Genomic DNA, 18,253 nt, shown 5'->3' with positions numbered 1-18,253 from the left:
ATTTGGGCTACCAAATGGGCGATTCTGCGTCTGCTCGGCGGATGGCGGCGGGCACGTGCTTGTGCCAGGGGGTGCCGGCGTAGGGGTCGCGCCATCTCGTCGAAGTAAGTGCGTTCGGGGCGACACCGGCGACGACGGTGCGCCCGTCGTCGCCGGTGTAGTCCAGCCCAAAGCCGTTGGGCAGCGCGGCGTGTCCGGCCAGCATCGTCTCGGTGAACTCCACCGTCGCCTCCGCACTGCCCGCCGCGGTCGTGATACGAGCCAGGCACCCATCGGCCAGTCCCAGGGCCTGGGCGTCTTCGACGCTGACCCGCAGCGCCCCGTTGGCGTCGCGTTTGCGCCAGGACGGGTCACGGAAGATGTCGTTGGCCGTGTACGCGCGGCGCTCGCCCACCGACAGCACGATCGGCAGTTGAGGCGTGGTCAACCGCGACGGGGTCTGGGTCAGCGACCGGATCTCTGCCAGCATTTCCGGAATCTCCAGGGCGATCTTGTGATCGGGGTGGCTAATCAAAGCGAAGTCGTCTTCGTAGTTGTGCACGGTAAACGTGACCCCGGAGGGGCGCTCGAGAATCGCGTCGAACAGCGCGTTGCCGTCGGCGTGGCCGGCGCGGCGGACGGCGTCAGGGTAGGCCATCGCCGTCTTCTGGGCAAGTCCCCACAACGCGGCCGCCCCGGCCAGACCGTCCGGCAGCGTCGGCCCGAGCGTTTCATAGAGCACATAGGCGGTCAGTTTCGCCACGGTGGGATTGGTCGCCGCCGCCGCGAGGAACGCCTCGGTATACGCCTGGCGACCCTGAGCAGCGGCCTCTCGCAGCGGCCGCAGGTCCGCTTCGTCGACTACGCCAAGTGCCCGCACCAGCCGCGCCCAAATCTCGGGTTCGGGCAGTGTTCCGGGCAGTGGCGGAAACAACGGCCGGCGCAACTGAAAGCCGTTGCGTGGAAACTCGAAATTGAAGAATGTGGCTTCCGGCTTCTCGAACTGCGACGCCGCCGGCAGCACGTAGTGGGCGAGCCTGGCCGTCTCGGTCATGGCGACATCGACGACCACCATCAGTTCCAGCGCCTGGAATGCCGCCCGGCAGGCGGCTGAATCGGCCAGCGAGTGAGCCGGATTGCCGCTCTCGACGATCATCGCCCGAAACCGATCCGGGTGCTCGGTCAGGATCTCCTCGGGCACCACGTTGCCCGGGATCAGGCCCGCGATAATAGGCGCACCGGTGACCGGTGTGCGGCCGGAGACCTGGCTGAACAGCGGAGCGAACGACGAATGCAGGTGTTGGCCACCCTTTTTCGCGAAGTTGCCGGTCAGGATCCACAGCAGCTTGTTCAGATAGGAGCAGACGGTGCTGTTGGGCGCCTGCTGGATTCCCAGGTCTTCGAACACCGACACGCTCGCGGCGGTGCCGATGCGCCGGGCCGCGGCACGCAACAACTCCTCGTCCACCCCGCAACGCTGCGCGTAGTCGGCGACCGGGACCTCTTGCAGGGCGGCGCGCACGGTGTCCACTCCGTGCACGTGCGCGGCAAGAAAGGCTTCGTTACAGAGGTTTTCCTGGACCAAGACCGCGGCCAAAGCCGCCAAGCACCAGGCGTCGCAACCCGGTTGCACCCGTAGATGGAAGTCGGCCATCTTCGCGGTGTCGGTGACGACGGGATCGATCACGATCATCGACCGGCCGGGATCCTTGGCGATCTCGTTGAGCACGACCCGGGCCCGCGGGAAGCTCTGCGACATCCATGGGTTCTTCCCGACGAACACCGACACCTCGGCGTTCTCGAACTCGCCGCGCGTGTGACCGCCGTACAGCTGGAAGTCGACCCAGGCTTCGCCGGTCTTCTCCTGCGCCAGCGCATTCGACCGGTAGCGCGACCCCAGTGCCTTCAGAAAGGCGCCGCTGTAGGCGCCGCCGAGGTGATTGCCCTGTCCGCCGCCGCCGTAGTAGAAGATCTTGTCCCCGCCGTGGGTATCACGGATCTGTTTGAATCCCTCGGCAATCTCGACAATCGCCGTGTCCCAGTCGATCTCCTCGTAGGTGCCATCGGCTCGGCGGCGCATCGGCGAGCTCAGGCGAGCCCGGTTGTTCTGGTAATGGTCCAGCCGCAACGCCTTGTTGCAGGTGTAGCCCGCAGACCCCGGATGCGCCTTGTCGCCCCGGATGCGGGCCAGTCGGCGATCGTCGACTTGCACGACGATGCCGCAGTTGCACTCGCAGAGGATGCACGCGGTGGGCAGCCAATCAGAGCTGGTCATCATCGGCTCCTTTCGGGCAGCTCGGCCAGCAGCAGGTTGCGCAGCTGGCGGTGAACCAGATCCAGCGGCGTCAGGTCGCGCCGCACCCGAGCCAGCAAGATTGCGCCCTCGAGCGTCGACGTCGCCAACACCGCCAGCTCGTGCGCCCGATCCGGCGGTATGCCGTCGGCAATGAACCGCTGGGCAGTCAAGTCCGACCAGCGGTCAAACACCGCCGCTGCACGCGCGATCACCGGGGCCATCCGCTCGCGATCTTGTTCGTCGCCCGCCTCCACCGAGACCGCGGCGATCGGGCAGCCGGCGCGAAAGTCGGTGCTGAGCAGCTGCTGGCGATACTTGTCAATCAGCGCGTCCAGCAGCTCCAGGCCCCCCTCGGCCTCGTTGATCATGGCGGCGACATGCTCTCCGGCGTAATCGACGGCCTCGCATAGCAGTTGGGTACGACCGCCCGGGAAGTAGTGATAGGCCGACCCCCGCGGTGCGCCGCTGTGCTGCAGCACATCCGAGATGGCGGTGGCGTGGGCTCCCCGTTCCCGAATCAACAGCGCGGCCGAGACCACCATCCGTTCGCGTGGACCTTGCATCGCCGCTCCATCCGAGGCATATGTATGTTGCTATACATAATGGCTACCGTGCACGTTACACCACTCGCTTGGGATCGGCCCGGCCGCACGTACGTCGGACGCCGGCCATCAATCAAATGAGGCCCGCGCGCAGCGCATGTGCGACGGCATGCGTGCGGTTGCGGAGCTTCAGCCGCGTCACTATGTCATGAACGATGTTCTTGATCGTGCGCTCGCAATAGTTGAGCTGCACCGCCACTTGGTGCGTGCTCAAGCCGTCCGCTAGCAGACGCAGCACCGCCACCTCACGCTCGGCAAGAGCGGCGGCGCACGGTGTGTCAGGTTCGGCGGTCGGGGTGGACTTGATGCGGCCGACCAGGTAACGCTGGACACGTTCGGGGAGTCGCAGGCGGCCTTCGGCGGACAACCGGATTGTCTCGACGATGCAGTCGAACGTGCTCTGGCTGCGATACAACAACCCGGTCAACCCCAGCTTGATCATCCGGAAAACTTGTTCAGCGGAGAATTCGTCGGCGACGACGACCAGTTTCGGCGCGTGACTGGGGCCATCCTTCTGCACGTCCTCGATCTGGCATAGAAGAGGCGCGGTGATCGTGGTGGCCAGCACGAGCAGGACCGAGGTTTCGCATCCAGCCTGCCAAGCGCGCACGTCGAGCTCCCGGTGAGACGAGAGTCGGGCCAAAGCTCCATCGCGGGTCAACGGGTCGCTCGCCACCACCGCGACCGAAATGACATTCACCGGTGCCATTTGCACCCGGTCCGGACGGAGGATGAACTCCTCGCGGAATTTCGCTCCGCTGCGCTTGACCACATGCGGAATGTCGGTCCCCCCTGTGGTGTTCCTTCCGGGCGCCCCCAGCCCTAGGCACTGATTCGACAACATGGCTCCTGAAGGCATGCTTGCCGCTGGATCCGTTCCGGTCCTGGCTGAACTTCTACGGCTGTTCAATGAAATTTCCGCCCCGCTCCGGACCTCGCTGACCGGACCCGAGAACCCCTCCACGCGAACAAGGGAGTTAGTTGTCGGCGGGAACAGTTTCTATAGTAACCGATTGGGTTGGTATCGCAGAACGCCAGTCGCGGACACATGTTCGTGGCCAGAAGCCGTTGATTCGGCAGATCAACCACAACCGTCGGGATCCGGCGCCCGGTCAACTCGCCACCCATTCGGTGGCTTGGTGACGTCTATGCGTCAATACATTGAAGCTGAGTGATTTCCGGCGAACACAGTCGAGTATGGGCCGCCCACAGCCGCGAATAGTGGCCCCCAGCAGCGAGAAGTTCGGTGTGGGCGCCGTCCTCGACAACGGTGCCGTGCTCGAGCACGACAATGCGGTCGGCGTGTTCGGCGATGGCTAGCCCGTGAGCCACGATCAAGGTCGTCCGACGGGCTGCCAGGGTGAGGGTGGCCCGCTGCACCACGGCCTCGGTGGCAGGATCCAGGGCCACGGTGGCCTCATCCAGCAGCAGAATGTCGGGGTCAACCAGACGCGCCCTGGCCAATGCGAGCAACTGCAGCTGACCGGCGGACAGATTGCGCCCACCCGCGGTGACCTGATGCAGGTACCCGTTGTCGAGTGCGGTGATCATCGGATGGGCACCGACCTCCCGCGCAGCCCGTTCGACCTGGGCATCGGTGGCATCGGGCCGTCCGTATGCGATGGCATCGCGGACCGTCCCGGCGAAGACGTACTGCTCCTGCGTCACGATGCCGAGCCGGTTGCGATAGCCGTCGACATCGAACTCCTGCAGGTCGCATCCGTCGACTCGGACCGTCCCATGGGTCGGATCGTAGAACCGCGCCACCAACTTGATCAGGGTGGATTTCCCGGATCCGGTGGAGCCGACGAACACCACCGTCTGCCCGGCCGGAATTCGCAGGTTGATGCCGGCCAGTGCCGGCACTTCTCGTGTTCGGTAGGAATAGTGGACGGCGTCGAAAACCACTTCACCACGCAACGTCCCCACCGGTCGTGCCGCCGGCGACGACGGTGTCCGCGTGCTCAGCAGCGACCGGATCCGCCCGGCCGCCACCGCCGCACGCTGGTAATCGTCGAACATTTGCGCCAGTTCGCCTATCGGCGTGTACAACAGCTCGATGTAGAGCAGATAGGTCACCAGCGCTCCGACCGAGATCACCCCCGCTCGCACCTCGCGTGCACCGTCGAGCAGGACCAGGGTGGTCGCCAGGCTGCAGAGCAATGCCACGAACGGGTAGTACAGGGCTAGCAGCCGCTGCCCGCGCACCCCAAGTCGGCGATAGTCGTCACTATGAGCGAAATAGCTTTGCAGTCCCCGGTATTCGGCGCGGAACGCCTGGGCGATCCGCAACCCCGCCGCGTACTCACGCAACGTGGCGGTTACCGTCCCCAACCGGTGCCGCGCCCGCCGATAGGTCCAATTCGACGCCCGACGGAATTGCCAGGTCGCAAGGGCAAGCACCGGCATGGTGGTGAAGATCAGCAACACCAGCCGGGCGCGGATGGCCAGCAGCGCCACCAAAATGCCGACCAGGGTCACCACGCTGATCACGGCAACGACCAGACCCGTGCGCAGGAACGCCACGATGGCCTCGACGTCGGCGGTGACCGCGGTGACGATCTGGGCATCTCCGTCGTCTTCAAATGCGTCCAGGCCCAGGCGCTGGGCATGGGCGAAGACGACGGACCGCAATCGAAACAGCACCTGCTCACCGGTGTATCCGGCGACCATGGCACTCCCCCACTGCACGACCCACCTAATGACCACGGTGGCGGTGCCGGCGAGCGCTGCCCACCAAAGCGCCGAGAGCACATGGCGGCGAATCCCGACGTCAATACCGTGGCGGATGAGCAGGGGCGGCAGCAGACCCGCGCAGGTCTGCACGGCCACCAACAGCAGGCTCAACGCAAGCGGGCCGCGGAACTCACGCAGCAGGCGGCGTAACGGGTCGGGGCCGGGTGGGTGATCGTGAGGCCCGGGGTTGTGGACGTTGGTGTGCTGCGCGGCCTTGGTGCCGAGCCCGGCCACCGGTCGACACACCGGCGAGCGCTCCGCGACAACCAGGTCATCGGCGAGATCCGGCGCGGGCGACAGCAATTCCCGATAGCGGGGACAGCGCTCCCACACCTCGTCGGGGGTGCCGACATCGAGCAGGCGCCCGGAGTCGAGGACCGCGACCCGGTCGGCCAAGGTAAGCATGGATCGGCGGCGGGTGAAAATGACCGCGGTGCGATCCGCGATCGCCTCCCGCAGCACCTCCTGAATTCCGCATTCGATGACCGCATCCACGGCAGAGGTCGGGTCGTCCATGATCAACAACCGCGGCTGGTGCAGTAGCGCCCGGGCCAGGGCGATGCGTTGGCGTTGCCCGCCGGACAGCGTCAGTCCGCGCGCACCGACGGCCGTCTGATACCCGTCCGGCAGAGTGTTGACGAACTCCTCGATGTGCGCCGCCCGGGCCGCCGTGGCAATCTGTTCGGGCGTCGCATCCGGGCGGCCATAGGCGATGTTTGCACCGATCGTTCCGGAGAACAGGACGGCATCTTCGGGTACCAGGCCGATGGCTGACCGCAGCGAGTCGAGCGTCAGCTCGCGCACATCCTGACCACCGATCCGCACCGCGCCCTGTGTGACGTCGTAGCAACGCGTCGCCAGCGACGCCAACGTGGATTTGCCGCTGCCCGGCGCACCGACCACCGCCAGGGTCTCCCCGGCCCGGACCGACAGGCTTATCTCGCGGAGCACGGGGCGGTCAGCCACATATCCGAAGGACACCCGCTGGAACTCCAGTGATAACCGAGCCTCCGGCGACAGCGGCTTGGTGCCGTCAACCAGCGTCGGCCGGCTGTCGATGAGTTCGAGTACCCGCACCGCGCCGGCGCGCGCCTGCTGGGCAATGGTCAGCATCCCCGCCAGATCGCATGCCGGCCGCGCCAGCAATGTCAGGCAGGCCCAGAAGGCAACAAAGGTGCCCACCGTAATGCTGCCCTGCGCGGCCATCCATCCGCCGAGCGCGAAGACCGCCATCTGACCCAACGCGGGCAGGGTTTGCAGCAGCGGACCGAAGTGTGCGTTGAGCCTGGCCACCCGCAGCTGGGCAGCATAGAGCGCGCGGGATGCCGTCACCAGCTTGACCGTCTCCCGCTCCTCCTGCCCGAACGCCTTGACGACCCGGATTCCGCAGACCGCCGCATCGACGACTCCGGTGACCGCGGCCTTGTGTTCCTGGGCACAGTGGGTGGCTGCGGCCAGCAGCCGGCGGCTGCGGTGGGCGATCAGGCCAATCACGGGTACCAGCAGCACCGCAAGCAGCGCAAGCGGCACCGACAACCAGGTCATGACCGCGACACCTAGTAGCAGTGTCAGCACATGCCTGAGCACATTGGGCACATCGAACAGCAACGCCTGCACCAGTTGCAGGTCATTGGTGGTGCGGACGATGAGCTGGCCGCTGCTCCACCGGTCCTGTTGTCGGCCGTCCCACCGCAACAGGGCCTGAAAGGCGTCCATGCGCAGGTCATGCTGTACCAGGTGGGCAATTCGACCGCCGTAGTACCGGCGTACGTACGTCAGCAAGTAGGTCGCCCCGGCGGCGGCGACCAGAACCACGGCCCAGGGCGCCAGCGGTCTGTGGTCGGCCGCGATCGCGTCGTCTATGACACGCTTGGTTACCAGCGGAACCAAAACGGCGATGACGGTGCCGGCCAGCGCCGCCCCGAATCCCAACAGCAGATCGCGCCGATGCCGCATGACATAGCCGGACAACCGCCACCAGCAATTCGTGCGCATTCGCCATATCCTTTCTCGTTCAGTGCGCCGATCACCCGGTGGTTGAACTAACGGGAAATCAAGTCTTCCCTTTCGGGCAGAACCCGAACAAGCGCATAAACTCGTGCGCGGCATCCATTCTCGCGTGTGCGCCGCCGGCACCGAATATTCCGGTCACTTCGATAACCAGAAAGGACACCGGGTTTTCCCTTTCGGGCAGACTCCCAGGTAATAGGTCTGGCGATAACGCCGCCTCCGGAGGTACGTTCTGCAGTCGACCTCGACGGGTCAACGAACCGAGTTCTTGCGCAATACGCGAAAGCGGAGGTGATTCAGATTTCCCGGGACATGAGCTCACTCGGTCAGACTGCGACCACCCAGGCCTTGCCGGATAATTCCGACGGAATCCAGCTGACCAAGTTCGCCGCCGATGACATATTGCCGCTGGAATACGCACCACCGATCGGTCCCGAGCTGGTGTCACAGGACCAGCTGCCCGCCGCCTGGGCCTACAAACGATTCCGTGATCTAGATGACAAGGAGTCCTACCGCAGGAAACTGCTGCAGGAGCTGACCGACGCGCTGGCGGCCCAGGGTTCAGAAGCTGCCGAAATCGCCACCGCGGCACTACGAGACCTCATCGATCAGATGGCCGAGCAGGGCGCAGTCGTCCTTGCCGACATCGTCGAGTCGGACGACTTTTTGGAATTGGTAAAACGCTACGACGAACTCATGGCCCGGGAGGGCAGTCGCAGTTTCATTCACCGCTTCCTAGACCTGCGGCGAAGCCCCGGAATGCTGACCGATCCAGCGGTCAATGGCGCGCTGGTGCACCCCTTGATGATCGCGTTGATCTCCTATGCCGTCGGTGGACCGATCAGAATGATCGATGCACGCGGCAAGGACGCCGAACCGCTGTCGGTCCTGGCCCAGGACAACATGCTGCATATCGACAACACCCCGTTCAACGACGAATACAAGATCCTCATTACCTGGCGGCGCGGAACCGCGCAGGGGCCAGCGGGACAGAATTTCACCTTCCTACCCGGCACCCATAAACTCGCCCGCACCTGCTTCGTCAACGAGGACGGGGTGCCGTGGTCGAGTGAAAATGCATCGATCTTCACCACCCCCGACAGCATCCGCAAGGTGTTCGACGCGCAGCGCCAGCTGGGCGGTCAGGACCACCCAACGGTGATCGAGGTGACCGATTCCGAGCGACCGCTGAGCAGTGTATTCGCCGCTGGCTCGCTGGTGCATCACCGCTTCCGCACCGCCTCCGGAAGTGCTCGCAGCTGCATCATTCTGGTTTTCCACCGCGTCGCCGACAATCCAGGGCGGATGGTCAGCGATGTCGAGGACAGTTCGGATGTCTCCTTGAGCGAGCTGTTGACTAGGGGTGTACCCGACGAGTCTTACCAGCAGCGATTTATTGCCACCCTGTGCGCCGCCGCTGACGAGATTGCCGAACTGCTCCTCAAGTGGAAGAAAACCCCGCAACGTCCGGTATCGCTACCACTGCAGACAAAGCAGATCGACGGCGCGCGGTTCGAGGAATGGATTTCGGCGGCCACCGAGGCCCCCGAAGTGCGCGAGATCCGCAACCGCGAACTGACGATTCCCTACGGTGAGGTCCTGTCAGCGGAGGAGTTCTTCGACCTGATCTGGCGCCTGATGCGGTTCGACAAGCATGGCCCGCTGGATCTGATCCTTTACCACGACAACCGCGAGGAACCGCGGAAGTGGGCGCGCAACCTGATTCGCGAGATGTCAGCAGATCGGCTATACGAGCGGTTGCTGGGCTGGCTTGCCGACATTCAGCAGCCCCGCCCGGCCGACTGTCTACGTCCGCTGCAGATTCACGCGCTAATCTCCGAGGTGCTAAAGACGCTGCCGCTGGACGAAGACCAAGACCCGCCCGCCGATTGGCACTTCGACTTGCTCGGCATGAGCCATGCCGAGGCCGCGCGCTCGGTCAAACACCTGCTCGAGGATGTGGCCGAGGCACTGCTGCGCTGCGAGGACATGGCCGCTTACCTATCGACCAGCTTGTTCGCCTTCTGGGCGGTCGACGCCGCCTACAGTCTCGACGGCAGGCGCAACCTGGTGGTGAAAGACTGCGCCCGCCGGCTGCTTCGGCACTACACGATGCTGTCGCTGACCTGCTTTCAGTAAAGCTCCAGTAAGGGGAGCCGCGATTGGCTACGGGTCACTCGTGGGCAACCGCGCGGCCGTTAGATCTGCCAGTCCTGGGCACCGTCGTTTTTGTTGTAAGTCCCGACAGAGTTCTTCACGACGACCGGGTCACCGCTGCCGAAGTTGTCGTAGAACCACTTCGCGTTGGCCGGGCTGAGGTTGATGCAGCCGTGGGTGACGTTGCGCTTGCCCTGATCTGCCACCGACCACGGCGCGCTGTGCACGAAGTTGCCGCTGTTGTCGATCCGGACGGCGTCGGAGACGGTCAACTTGTAGCCTTGGGCCGAGTTGACCGGGACCCCGTACGTCGAGGAGTCCATGACCACGGTGGCGAACTTCTCAAGCACGTAGTAGGTGCCATTCGGGGTCTGGTGGCCGCCGGACACCATGCCCATCGACATGGGGAAGGTCTTTTGCACGACGCCGTTGCGGGTGATTGTCATCTGATGCGTGGCGTCGTCGGCGGTGGCCACCAGCGAATCACCGGTCCGGAAGCTCGACTTGGTGCCGGCCGCATCGATGTTTACCGCGGTGTTGGCGGGCCAGAACTCAAACGGGCGCCAGCGTACCTGAGTCGGGCTCATCCAGTAGAACTTGCCCGGCACGGGCGGGATGGACGAAATGTGGATGGCGCTTTCGGCCATCGCCCGGTCGGCGATCGGCACCGCGAAGTTGATGACGATCGGCTTGGCCACACCGACCATCGCGCCGTCGACCGGATTGAACGTCGGCGGCCGGAACGGCGGCGGGCCAACAAACGGTGTCGGATCCTGCCCGGCAACGGGGCCCGCTGCTACCGGCACTGCCAGCGGGTCAGGCGGGGGCGGCGCGAGCGGGTCAGGTGGCGGCGGCGCCAACGGGTCAAGTGCCGGCGGCAGCGCCAACGGGTCGGGTGGCGGCGCCAACAGGTCAACTGCCGGCGGGTCGACGGGTCCCGCTGTGCCCCCGGGGCCCCCGGGACCTCCGGGATCGCCGGGAGCCGCGTCCGGGTCCGCCACGGCAACGCCAGCACCCAGCATCAGCACCGCAACCACTGCGGCTATGTTCAGAGCGGCGAATAGACTCCCCCTCGTCCAGCCCTGCTTCCAGCGCGACATAATTGCTTTCCCTCCGGTGACGTTCTTCAGCCCAGTGTGGCATAGCGGCACCAACTGGTCCCGCTGACCTGCTGTGTTAGCCGTCGCCGGGACTCAGAGTCGGATTCTCGAACAAGTGCTGGCTAACCGTCATCCCGAACAACGCAACACCCATCAAACCCGCCGACGCGGTCAGCATCATCGCCAAGCTGCGCTCGTAGAGCAGCCCACCCAGCAGAGCGCCGGCCATGATGCCGATCTGAAACGCCGTCACATACAAACCTGAGGCCCCGTCGGGGTCGTCGCCGCCGCTACGCATCGCCGCCGATTGCAGCATCGGTGACACGGCAGTGGCCAAGGCTCCCCACAGCACAATCGCACCGGTGCCCAGCAGTGCCGTCGCCGCGGTGTGGCGTTCACCGAATGCCAGCGCGGTCAGCAAGGTGAACGCCGCCGTCAGTCCGGTCATACCGACGATGACGGCGCCCTTGGGCCAACGGTCCAACGGCCGCGCCACCAGGGGCACGGACACCAGGCCGGCGACCCCATAGGCGGCGAGCAGCCAGGCCAGATTCGGCCCACGTACACCGACGACGTCGCGGATGATCACCACGATGTAGGTGTAGGACACGAAATGGCCGGTTACCGCGATCATCGTGAGCACACTGACCTTGACCAGGCGAGGATTACGGTGGTGACGAGCCCGTCGGCCAACGTGCTCGAGCTGGTCGGCGCGCAGCACCATCTCCGGCAACGCCAGCCGGGCGGCCAGGGCGACCGCGGCCGCCGCGCCGGTCACGCACACCGCCGCCAGCCGCCAACCCCACATCAGGCTCATGGCAGCCGTGAGTGGGCTACCGACGACCAGCGCCAGACTGGTTCCGATGTAGATCGACGTCGTGGCGCGCCCGGCGTGACTGGGCGGCACCAGCCGGGTGGCGATCGGCGCGATGACCGCCCACAGCAGGCCATGGGTGACCGCGCAGAGCACCCGCCCGGCGGCCAGCACCGCGAAGTTGGGCGCCAGCGCCGAGACGAGTTGCGAGACGGTCAGGCAGACCAGGCTGACCACCAGGGCCCGGCGGCGCGGCCAGTGTGCGGTCCAACGCACCAGCGGAACCGTTGTCACGGCCGCGACAAGGGCATACCAGGACAGCAAGGTCCCAACTAGGACCACGCTGACGCGCAAGTTCCGCGCTATCGCCGACAGCGCGCCCACTGGCAGGATTTCGGCGGTGACATAGATAAAGGCCGCGCAAGCCAGCACGGACAGTTGCGTGGCGATCCGTGGCGTCCACGGTCGCGTCGTAGTGGCGGAGGTTCCGGTTGGGGCAGTCATCGCGTCCTGCGCGGAATCGGCCGCGAAGTTCGATGGTTCGGGGTCGTTCAGGGCACGATTACGCTGCCCCTACCGTACGCACCGCACCAACGGGTGGTGGGCAGGTTTGCGCTTCAACACGCGGCGATCAGGAACGAACCAGGCGCGCGATTGCTGCCGAGGCCTCTGCCAGCTTGCCGTCAGCCCCAGGACCGCCCTCGGCCACGGCACGGGTGACGCAGTGGCTCAGGTGCTCGTCCAGCAGGTTCAGCGCCACCGACCGCAACGCACTGGTGACGGCGCTGATCTGGGTCAGAACGTCAATGCAGTACTTGTCTTCCTCGATCATTCGCGCGATGCCGCGCACTTGCCCCTCGACGCGACGCAACCGCTTGGCGTAGTTGTCCTTTTGCTGCGTGTAGCCGTGTGCTGCTGTCATTTACTCGCCATCTCCAGAGATACTCGCCAACCCGAAAGCAGGGCCCAGGCATGCTACCCATCATATCTTGTACCCCAGCGGGGTATCGGACCTAGAATTTGGCAACCGTGCCGCGGCGAGCGCATCCTTGGGCCGCATACTTGAACAATGCCGCAAACCACCGACGAAGCCGCTTCCGTCTCGACGGTCGCCGACATCAAGCCCCGCAGTCGAGACGTCACCGACGGCCTGGAGAAGGCCGCTGCCCGGGGCATGTTGAGGGCGGTGGGCATGGACGACGAAGACTTCGCGAAGCCACAGATCGGGGTCGCGTCGTCGTGGAACGAAATCACGCCGTGCAATCTCTCATTGGACCGGCTGGCCAACGCGGTCAAGGAGGGGGTGTTTTCGGCCGGCGGCTATCCGCTTGAGTTCGGCACGATCTCGGTTTCGGACGGCATCTCCATGGGTCATGAGGGGATGCACTTCTCGCTGGTTTCCCGTGAGGTGATCGCCGACAGCGTCGAAGTCGTGATGCAGGCCGAACGACTCGACGGTTCGGTGCTGCTGGCCGGATGCGACAAATCGCTGCCCGGAATGCTGATGGCCGCCGCACGACTGGATCTGGCGGCGGTGTTCCTCTACGCGGGCTCTATTTTGCCCGGCCGGGCCAAGCTCTCCGACGGTAGCGAACGAGACGTCACCATCATTGACGCCTTCGAGGCGGTCGGAGCGTGCTCTCGCGGTTTGATGAGTCGCGCCGACGTCGATGCCATCGAGCGGGCAATCTGCCCCGGCGAAGGGGCATGCGGCGGCATGTACACCGCTAACACCATGGCCAGCGCCGCCGAGGCGCTCGGCATGTCGTTGCCGGGCAGCGCGGCACCGCCGGCGACCGACCGCCGGCGCGACGGGTTCGCGCGTCGCAGCGGTCAGGCCGTCGTCGAGCTGCTGCGCCGCGGCATCACCGCCCGCGACATCCTCACCAAGGAGGCGTTCGAGAACGCCATCGCGGTGGTAATGGCGTTCGGCGGCTCGACCAACGCGGTGCTGCATCTGCTGGCCATCGCCCACGAGGCCAACGTCGCACTATCGCTTCAGGACTTCAGCCGGATCGGGTCGGGGGTGCCGCATTTGGCCGATGTCAAGCCGTTCGGCCGCCATGTGATGTCCGACGTCGATCACATCGGCGGTGTGCCGGTGGTTATGAAGGCGCTGCTGGACGCCGGTCTGCTACACGGCGACTGCCTGACGGTTACCGGTCACACCATGGCCGAGAATCTGGCTGCCATCACCCCGCCGGATCCAGATGGCAAGGTGCTACGTGCGTTGGCAAACCCGATCCACCCGAGCGGTGGCATCACCATCCTGCACGGATCGCTGGCACCCGAAGGTGCGGTGGTCAAGACCGCCGGATTCGATTCCGACGTATTCGAAGGCACCGCAAGAGTTTTCGACGGCGAGCGCGCTGCGCTGGACGCCCTTGAGGATGGCACCATTACCGTGGGCGACGCCGTGGTAATCCGGTACGAAGGACCCAAGGGCGGCCCCGGGATGCGCGAAATGCTCGCCATCACAGGCGCGATCAAAGGCGCAGGACTCGGTAAAGATGTTCTACTGCTGACCGACGGCCGGTTCTCCGGTGGAACCACCGGCCTGTGCGTTGGCCACATCGCACCGGAGGCGGTCGACGGCGGACCGATCGCACTTCTGCGCAACGGCGACCGGATCCGGCTCGACGTGGCCGGCCGCGTTCTCGATGTGTTGGCCGATCCGGCCGAATTCGCGTCCCGACAACAGGATTTCAGTCCTCCACCGCCGCGCTACACTACTGGCGTACTGTCCAAGTACGTCAAGCTGGTCAGCTCTGCCGCGGTCGGCGCGGTCTGCGGCTAGCCGCAACTAGCCGCTGCCTGGCCGGGACCGCCCCGGCCAGGACATTCCCGAGTTGCCCTCTGGCTCGCGAACTTCGAACTATCCTTGGTTAGCCGCGGCCCGCGTGCGCATCCCGAAGTAGAAGCCCAGGACGGCTACCACCGCACCTGCGATGATGTGCGACCACATCATGCCAGCCGTCACCGCGACCCCTGGTAGCACCCACGGCGAGAAAATGACCCACACACCGAGCACGGGTAGCGTCCAGGTCATGCCGTGTGTGCGATCCAGGGCAGACGCGAACCCATACGCCAAGTACGCGACCGCGATCCCCACGATAAGGTCACACGTTGGCAGCCCTCTGGTGGCGCTGAAGCCGACGATCCACGGCGATGCAGCCACATACAGGCCCGCCAGCAGGGCCAGACCGAATGTGAAATGCGCGATCGTCGACTCGGCGGCGCGGTCGAAGCTGGCACGCAGAGCCAACAAATCAGGGTGTTGATCAATTGATGAATGGACTGTACTCATTTTGCAACCTTTCTGTTATGCAGCAAAACTTTTGGGCTCGCTGCCACCCATCCATCTGCTCCAAGATTACGCCCGTTTTCGGGATGCCAGCAACGAAAATTGGGCGCCGGACCAGCGGCTACCGCACCAAAGCGAGGGCGAAACCGTCCCAGCCCTTGCGCCCGACGGTCTGGATCGCCGTGGCGTCTAGGCCGGGGTGCTCACCCATCATTTGCAGCGTCCGACGTGCCGCCACTGCGTCGGCATCGTCGGACTCAGCAAGAATCCCGCCGCCACGAATAACGTTGTCCACCACGATCACTGCGCCGCGCCGGGCCAACCGGATCGCCCACTGAATATATGCGACGTTGTTCTCTTTGTCGGCGTCGATGAACACCAGGTCGAACGGGCCACCGGCCAACGTCGGCAACGTGTCCAGCGCCGGACCGACGACCACCTCCACCCGATCGGCGACGCCCGCTCGCTGCAGGTTCACCCGGGCGACCTCAGCGTGCTTGGGCTGGTATTCCAGCGTGACCACCCGTCCCTGTGGGCCCGCGCCACGCGCCAGCCAAATGGTGCTGAAGCCACCGAGTGTGCCGATCTCGAGGACGCGGCGCGCCTGGATGGCACCGGCCAGCAGGCACAGGAACTTGCCCTGCTGTGCCGACACCGCGATGCGGGGTAACTCGGCCGCGTCGCTGGCCGCCAATGCCGCGGCTAACGCCGGATCGTCGCCGACCAGTGTGCTGTCCAAAAATGCGTCGACGTCGGGCGGGTTGGGTTGCTGGTCCATGCCCAAACGCTAGCGCGACCACCGACCGTCGCGCGCCAGCAGGCAACCGCCCACCGGCCTGGGGGTTTACCAGATACCCGTATAGGGTATATATTTAAGTAGCTGTTCTGGATTACCGACAGCTGACCACCTGGGATTCCTCGGGGATCCCCGACACGGATGAGGGTGATACGAATGACGAACTACGAGGCTGGGACCTTGCTGACCTGCAGCCACGAGGGCTGTGGCTGTCGGGTTCGCATCGAAGTCCCATGCCACTGTGCTGGCGCCGGTGACGCCTACCGCTGCACCTGCGGCGACGAATTGGCCCCGGTCAAGTAGACCTATCATGCCGGTCGTGGGTACGGGCCTCGCTGGGCCGGCCCGTCACCGCCCGAACCCACGGCCGGCCAGCTTGACCTTGGCTGCCAGCTTCAGCGCTACCGCCGAAGCGCCCACCGCCACCGTGTAACCGCCCGGCTCGATGCGCCAGCTTCTGGCCTCGCCGTCGTAGCGGGCGAGCAGTCGCGGGTCCGCCTCGATCCTTACCCGCCGAGTCTGGCCGGGTTCGAGCTCGACCCGCTCGAATCCCAGCAACCGCAACCGCGATTCGCCGGGAGCTGCGATCATATACAGCTGCGGGACATCCGCCCCGCTGCGGTCGCCCGTGTTGGTAACGCTGAAACTGGCGTGCACGGTGTGGCCGCCCGTCACCACCAGGTCACGATACTCGAAACTGGTATAGGACAAGCCGTGACCGAACGCGAACATCGGGGTCTGATTTGTGCTGGCAAACCAGCGGTAACCAACATCGGCGCCCTCGGTGTAGTGGATCGTGGTCGATGTCCCCCACGGGGCACCGAGCTCGGGCGGTTGCGAGCGTGGCGTCTGACCGAGATCGACCGGGAAGGTGATCGGCAGCCGGCCCGAAGGATTCACCTGCCCGGTCACAATCTCCGCAACGGCCTGGCCACCCGCCTGGCCCGGATACCAGGCCTGCATGATGGCGTTCACCGAGTCGCGCCAGGGCATGGTCACCGGGTTGCCCGTCTCAAGCACCACAACGGTATTCGCGTTGGCGGACGCGACTGCGGCGATCAGCGCATCCTGACCCCATGGCAGCGACAGATCGGCGCTGTCGAAGCCCTCTCCTTCGGCACGGATCGCGAACACGATCGCGATGTCTGCTCGCCGCGCAGCCAGCACCGCCTCCGCCGGGTTGATGCCAGGATCGAACTCGAACTGCGCGTTGGGCAACCGCTTTCGCAACTCACTCAGCGGGCTTGACGGCAGCAGGTAGAGATTACGCAACCCGGCTGCCAAGCCAGACCCACCGATCGGTATCACGCCCGCATAGCCCCCCGGCGGGGTGACGGCGCTCGAACCGTAACCGGCTGGCACACCGAGGTGTGCATAGCCGCCGATGACGGCAATACGCCCGGCCGATTCGGGAGCGAGCGGCAGCAGCCCTCGGTTTTGCAGCAGCACGATTCCTTGCCGCGCCATCTGTGCGGCAATCTCGTTGTGCGCGTTCATGTCCGGCGCCGGCGCTGGTTTCCATCGGTCGATTCCGACGGCAAACATCGACCGCAGGATCCGCCGTACCATGTCCGACAGGCGCCCCTTGGGTAGATTGCCGTCGGCGTAGGCGGCACGCAGGCGGTCGGTGAATGCTTCCGACTGCCACAGCACTGCATCGATCTGCGCACCGCACTCTTGGTCCAGGCCGGCCAGCGCGCACTCCCAGCTGGGTGTTCCGCCCCAATCCGACATCACCCAACCGCGGTATCCCCAAGCACCTTTCAGCACGTCGTTGAGCAAGTGGTCGTTGCCGGCAGCGTAATCTCCGTTGACCTTGTTGTACGCCGCCATCACGGCGCCGGGCTGCGACCGCTCGATGACGATCTCGAACGCCAACAAGTCCGACTCGCGGTGCGCGTCGGGATCGATGACCGCGTCCAGCCAGTGCCGATTGGTTTCGTTGCAGTTCAGCGAGAAGTGTTTCGTCGTCGCAATGACACCCTGCTGCTGAATCCCGATGATCGACTCCGCGGCCATCGTGGCACTCAACAACGGGTCCTCGGAAAGGTACTCGAAGTTGCGGCCGTTACGCGGGTCGCGCGCCAGATTGATTGCGCCGGCCAGTTGCACGTTGAACCCGCGACTGCGCGCCTCCCGGCCGATCGCTTTGCCCGAGGACCGGGCCAGCACCGGGTTAAAGCTGGCCGCTAGGGCAAGGCCGGCGGGCAGCGCCGTAGCGGTGTCACCGGGGCGGTAGCCAGGGTTGGTGACGCCCAGACCGGCATCGCTCATCAACAAGGCCGGGACCCCGAGCCGGGGAATCCCCGGCACATACCCGGCACACATCGGCACGCCCTGTGGGATGCGTTCATCGCGCACCGGCCACAGATCGCTGGCCCCGGTCAGGCCGACCAACAGTGAGAATCGCTCGTCGTCGGTCATCTGGGCCTCGACCTCACGTGCCCGCAGGTCGGCGT

At 65.3% G+C, this 18,253-nt stretch carries 13 protein-coding genes; 3 read left to right on the top strand and 10 right to left on the bottom strand.

Annotation, left to right across the window (positions count from 1 at the left end; translation table 11 throughout):
* Positions 1 to 7: 7 nt before the first annotated feature.
* From FF952_RS01060 to FF952_RS01045, 4 genes are all read right to left on the bottom strand, one after another.
* Complete coding sequence (locus FF952_RS01060) at positions 8 to 2,254, bottom strand: molybdopterin oxidoreductase family protein (RefSeq protein ID WP_031656368.1); 2,247 nt, start codon at positions 2,252 to 2,254, stop codon at positions 8 to 10.
* Entirely contained in the window at positions 2,254 to 2,838 is a 585-nt protein-coding gene (locus tag FF952_RS01055) for a TetR/AcrR family transcriptional regulator (RefSeq protein ID WP_003401168.1), read from the bottom strand. Before FF952_RS01055 ends, FF952_RS01060 begins: the two co-directional genes overlap by 1 nt.
* A 112-nt stretch (positions 2,839 to 2,950) precedes the next feature.
* Complete coding sequence (locus tag FF952_RS01050) at positions 2,951 to 3,586, bottom strand: response regulator transcription factor (protein WP_003901824.1); 636 nt, start codon at positions 3,584 to 3,586, stop codon at positions 2,951 to 2,953.
* 437 nt (positions 3,587 to 4,023) lie between these two features.
* Positions 4,024 to 7,608 carry an ABC transporter ATP-binding protein gene (locus FF952_RS01045; protein WP_003905250.1) on the bottom strand — a complete coding sequence of 1,195 codons (3,585 nt, stop codon included), beginning with the start codon at positions 7,606 to 7,608 and terminating at the stop codon, positions 4,024 to 4,026.
* A gap of 306 nt (positions 7,609 to 7,914) precedes the next feature.
* Here FF952_RS01045 and FF952_RS01040 point away from each other — a divergent pair, with 306 nt between their 5' ends.
* Positions 7,915 to 9,762 (top strand): hypothetical protein, encoded by a 1,848-nt coding sequence (locus tag FF952_RS01040; RefSeq protein ID WP_003401153.1) that lies wholly within the window; start codon positions 7,915 to 7,917, stop codon positions 9,760 to 9,762.
* A gap of 59 nt (positions 9,763 to 9,821) precedes the next feature.
* Here FF952_RS01040 and FF952_RS01035 read toward each other — a convergent pair whose 3' ends face one another.
* From FF952_RS01035 to ricR, 3 genes are all read right to left on the bottom strand, one after another.
* Positions 9,822 to 10,880 carry a L,D-transpeptidase gene (locus FF952_RS01035; RefSeq protein ID WP_003908487.1) on the bottom strand — a complete coding sequence of 353 codons (1,059 nt, stop codon included), beginning with the start codon at positions 10,878 to 10,880 and terminating at the stop codon, positions 9,822 to 9,824.
* A 76-nt stretch (positions 10,881 to 10,956) separates the two neighbouring features.
* Positions 10,957 to 12,198 (bottom strand): Rv0191 family MFS efflux transporter, encoded by a 1,242-nt coding sequence (locus FF952_RS01030; RefSeq protein ID WP_003401149.1) that lies wholly within the window; start codon positions 12,196 to 12,198, stop codon positions 10,957 to 10,959.
* Between the two features lie 127 nt (positions 12,199 to 12,325).
* Positions 12,326 to 12,616, bottom strand: coding sequence for a copper-sensing transcriptional repressor RicR (ricR, locus tag FF952_RS01025; RefSeq protein ID WP_003401147.1), 291 nt, complete (start codon positions 12,614 to 12,616; stop codon positions 12,326 to 12,328).
* Positions 12,617 to 12,763: 147 nt separating this feature from the next.
* Here ricR and ilvD point away from each other — a divergent pair, with 147 nt between their 5' ends.
* Positions 12,764 to 14,491 carry a dihydroxy-acid dehydratase gene (gene ilvD, locus FF952_RS01020; RefSeq protein WP_003900824.1) on the top strand — a complete coding sequence of 576 codons (1,728 nt, stop codon included), beginning with the start codon at positions 12,764 to 12,766 and terminating at the stop codon, positions 14,489 to 14,491.
* A gap of 78 nt (positions 14,492 to 14,569) precedes the next feature.
* Here ilvD and FF952_RS01015 read toward each other — a convergent pair whose 3' ends face one another.
* Positions 14,570 to 15,001 (bottom strand): SPW repeat protein, encoded by a 432-nt coding sequence (locus FF952_RS01015; RefSeq protein WP_003401141.1) that lies wholly within the window; start codon positions 14,999 to 15,001, stop codon positions 14,570 to 14,572.
* A gap of 118 nt (positions 15,002 to 15,119) precedes the next feature.
* Entirely contained in the window at positions 15,120 to 15,782 is a 663-nt protein-coding gene (locus FF952_RS01010) for an O-methyltransferase (protein ID WP_003401129.1), read from the bottom strand.
* 153 nt (positions 15,783 to 15,935) lie between these two features.
* Here FF952_RS01010 and mymT point away from each other — a divergent pair, with 153 nt between their 5' ends.
* Positions 15,936 to 16,097: a copper-binding metallothionein MymT gene (gene mymT / locus FF952_RS01005; RefSeq protein ID WP_010886068.1), complete on the top strand. Its 162-nt coding sequence runs from the start codon at positions 15,936 to 15,938 to the stop codon at positions 16,095 to 16,097.
* Between the two features lie 45 nt (positions 16,098 to 16,142).
* Here mymT and FF952_RS01000 read toward each other — a convergent pair whose 3' ends face one another.
* Complete coding sequence (locus tag FF952_RS01000; RefSeq protein ID WP_003401122.1) at positions 16,143 to 18,218, bottom strand: beta-glucosidase; 2,076 nt, start codon at positions 18,216 to 18,218, stop codon at positions 16,143 to 16,145.
* Positions 18,219 to 18,253 lie beyond the last annotated feature (35 nt).

Source organism: Mycobacterium tuberculosis complex sp. N0072 (assembly GCF_030323725.1).
Classification (GTDB): Bacteria; Actinomycetota; Actinomycetes; order Mycobacteriales; family Mycobacteriaceae; genus Mycobacterium; species Mycobacterium tuberculosis.
This window is presented reverse-complemented; position numbering and strand designations above follow the sequence as displayed.